The 3,106-nt window shown below is 46.7% G+C and carries 3 protein-coding genes; 2 read left to right on the plus strand and 1 reads right to left on the minus strand.

What is annotated here, in order from left to right:
• On the plus strand, positions 1-499 hold a 499-nt coding region (locus HY877_01670), incomplete at its 5' end, for a hypothetical protein (protein ID MBI5298991.1).
• Here the strand turns inward: HY877_01670 and HY877_01675 are convergent.
• On the minus strand, positions 477-1,382 hold the full coding sequence (locus tag HY877_01675) for a DMT family transporter (protein ID MBI5298992.1): 906 nt from the start codon (positions 1,380-1,382) through the stop codon (positions 477-479). The two genes, HY877_01670 and HY877_01675, sit on opposite strands and share 23 nt — an antisense overlap.
• A gap of 159 nt (positions 1,383-1,541) precedes the next feature.
• Here HY877_01675 and HY877_01680 point away from each other — a divergent pair.
• Positions 1,542-3,106: AMP-binding protein (locus tag HY877_01680; protein ID MBI5298993.1), on the plus strand; the 1,565-nt coding region annotated here is incomplete at its 3' end.

The raw sequence follows: 3,106 nt of genomic DNA on the forward strand, positions 1-3,106 counted from the left end.
AGAGCGAAGCGAACGTGAAGGGGAGGCTCCAACGGCTTTGCCGTTGGAGGGGGCTTTGCCTGCCCCTGCAATAGGATTTGTAACCCGCGAAGGTGGAGAAAAAATTGCGCAGATTAAACACTGCAATGATGTGGAGTGTTGCCTTGCATGGTCCACGCTGTCACTGCAGGTCCGTCTGCGTTGCACGGCGACCGAAATGGAAAACGCCATTTTGGAATATCTTTGGAGCTTAAGAACAAGGGACGCCAAGATTGTGTATCATCTGGGATTTCATCAGTCGGTTGTTGTCCCTTCGTATCAGTTTTTGGAGAAAAAATTTCATGAATTGAAAGAAAGACTAAAAGGTAAAAAAGACATTCCCCTTTCCAAACTCTATACCGGTTATATCCTCCACCCGTATTCCATCGAATTTCTGCACCACAAAAAAAGCCGCCTTAATAAAAGAGAACGGTACGAAAAAAAAGGGGAGGTCTGGATTAAACAAATCCTTGCACCTTAGATTTGTCACGAATTTTCTGCTTCCAATGAATAATAAAAACGGCGGCCAGAATGACTATGGCGCCCAATCCCTGATTCCACTTTAACCACTTCTTCAAAAAAAAGATGTCGAGAAAAATGGCGACGAGGGGAACGCAGAGTGTTGTTGCGCTTGCCTCCACACTTCCGGCTTCTTTGATCAGTCGGAAAAAAAGAAGCCAAGCGATGGCGGTACTGAATATTCCCAAATACAAGATTGAAAGGGCGCCGGGCCACGACCATTGAAGGGATTGAGGGGATTCGAAAATAATCGAGACAACTAGTAAAAAGAGAGAGGACCCAAGGCATTGATAGAAAAGATTGATGGCGTTTCCGGTGCGCTCGGCAATGCGGCGTGTCCACAAAACTCCAATGGCGTAGCAAATTGCCATGAGAATGATGGCGATGAGGCCTTCAAGGTAGACTGAAAAATTCCACGAAATTTCCGGCGCGAAAATGACGGCGACGCCCAGAAATCCAATCAGTACCCCAACCCATTTATTCCAACTCAGTCTGTCTTCGGGTGTCATCAACGGAGATAAAACGGTTACAAAAATGGGGACGGTGGCGTTGAGTACAGACGCTAATGCCGGACTGACGTGTTTTTCTCCCCAAAAAAGAAAAACCCACGCAAGCCCCATTGTGAAAAAACCCGCACCAAAGGATTGGAGCCAGATTTTGGGTTTTTGTATTTTTCCACGGCGCCACAAAAGATAGATTGTCATCAAGACCATTCCAACGAAGCTTCTTAAAAAGGCGGCGAAAAACGGCGGATAGTGTTGAACCGCGATGCCGATAGCAAAAAAAGAACAACCCCAGAAAAGGCTTATGAGAACAAAATGAAAAATATGTATTGGGTTTGACATGTAAGTATAACCTTGATTAAGCATCCTTATGAACGGATGTCATCCTGAACCCTTCGCCATCATTGTCATTCTGAGCGGAGCGAAGAATCTACTCGTGCTCAGGGTAAACTCCGTGAAGGATCTACTCGATAACAAAGTGGATTCGAAGCGTAGCGAGGAATGACAGTCTTCATTCCTAAACATATGGAAAATATCGTCTGGAAACCCACACCTGATTTTCTCAAAAATAGCAACATTGCACTTTTCATGAAGCGGCACAAGATCGGCTCTTATGAAGAACTGATTCGCCGCTCTACGACAGACATCGAATGGTTTTGGAAAGCGTGTGTGGAAGACCTTGGGATTCAATGGACAAAATATTTTGAAAAAATTTATGATGATTCACTTGGGTTTGCGTGGACCAAATGGTTCACGGGCGGACAACTCAACATTATCGCCAATTGTCTCGACCGCCATGCTTTGAATTCTCCCGCAAAGTCTGCCCTGATTTGGGAGGGGGACGATGGTGCCACCAAACAGTTTACCTATACCGAGCTTAACAATGACGCGAAACGCTTTGCGAATGCCCTGATTGAAGCCGGTGTGCAGAAGGGCGATGCCGTTGGTATTTATCTTCCGATGATTCCTGAAGTGGTAATTTCTTTGTTGGCCTGTTTCAAAATTGGTGCCGTGGCAGTCCCCGTTTTTTCAGGATTTGGTCCGGAGGCGTTGAAGTCAAGACTTGAAAGTTGCGAGGCAAAAGTTTTGGTGACAGCCGACGGAGTTTGCCGCCGCGGAAAAAAGATTCCAATCAAACCCAATGCCGATGAAGCGGTCAAAGATCTTGAAAATTTCAAAACACAATTTGTGGTGAAACGAACCGGACAGGAAGTGGAGTGGAAAAAAGGCCGTGATCTCTGGTGGCATGAGGTGCTATCGCACCATGAGGCGTCGTGTGAAACTGTTCCCGTCGATTCCGAACATCCCGCGATGATTTTGTACACTTCCGGCACAACGGGGAAACCCAAGGGGTGTATGCATGTGCACGGGGGGGCGCTTGTTAATATCGCCAAAGAATTGAAATACGCTTTTGACGTGAAAGAAGATGATCGATTTTGCTGGCTCACGGATATGGGTTGGATGATGGGACCGTGGGAAGTAATCGGTGTTTTATTTCAGGGGGCGACGCTGTTTATTTACGAAGGGGCGCCTGATTTTCCGCAACCCAGCCGCGTTTGGGAGATGGTGGAGAAATATCAGCTCACACATTTGGGAGTTTCTCCCACGCTGATTCGTCTCTTGAAAAAATATCCGGAAGAATTTGTCACAAAATTCAAGATGAGAAGCCTGCGTATTTTGGGATCGACAGGTGAACCGTGGGATCCTGAATCGTATCGCTGGTTTTTTGAACACGTTGGAAAAAAACGAGCACCCATTATCAATATCTCCGGAGGGACGGAGTTGGTTGGGTGTTTGCTGTCACCGTTGCCCGTTGCTCCATTAAAATCGTGCACTCTGCAGGGACCCGGTCTCGGGATGGATATTGATGTTTTCAATGAAGAGGGAAAACCGGTGCGTGAGGAGGTGGGTTATCTTGTTTGCAAAAAACCGTTTCCTTCGATGACGCGTGGATTTTTGAACGACCGCGAACGATATCTGGAAACCTATTTTTCAAAGTGGCCCGGAGTCTGGTGTCATGGAGACTGGGCGGTTATCGATAAAGAGGGTTTCTGGTTTTTACAGGG

The sequence above is a fragment of the Deltaproteobacteria bacterium genome (assembly GCA_016213065.1).
In the GTDB taxonomy this organism is placed as follows: Bacteria; UBA10199; UBA10199; order SPLOWO2-01-44-7; family SPLOWO2-01-44-7; genus JACRBV01.